A 258-nucleotide genomic window follows, 5' to 3' on the forward strand; every position below is an offset into this window, starting at 1 on the left:
GGTTACTTCAAAACCTTGACGCTCAAGCTCACGACACGTGTCGATTACAGCTTTGTGCTCAGTTTTAGCGGTAATAATATGCTTACCTTTCTTTTTGTAAAACTGTGCTGCGCCTTTTATTGCTAGGTTATTTGATTCAGTTGCACCCGAAGTGAAAACAATTTCACGTGGGTCTGCATTAATTAAATCAGCAACATCGGTACGTGCTTGATCAACCACTTCTTCAGCTTGCCAACCAAACCTATGTGAACGTGACGC

Annotated in this window: 1 protein-coding gene; it reads right to left on the reverse strand. The window is 42.2% G+C overall.

Annotated features, from left to right (window positions below):
- A partial coding sequence (locus AAEY75_RS15995; RefSeq protein WP_352260148.1) for an aminotransferase class V-fold PLP-dependent enzyme occupies positions 1 to 258 on the reverse strand: 258 nt, incomplete at both ends.

It is taken from the genome of Psychrobacter sp. TB55-MNA-CIBAN-0194, assembly GCF_040309505.1.
GTDB classification, from domain to species: Bacteria; Pseudomonadota; Gammaproteobacteria; order Pseudomonadales; family Moraxellaceae; genus Psychrobacter; species Psychrobacter fozii.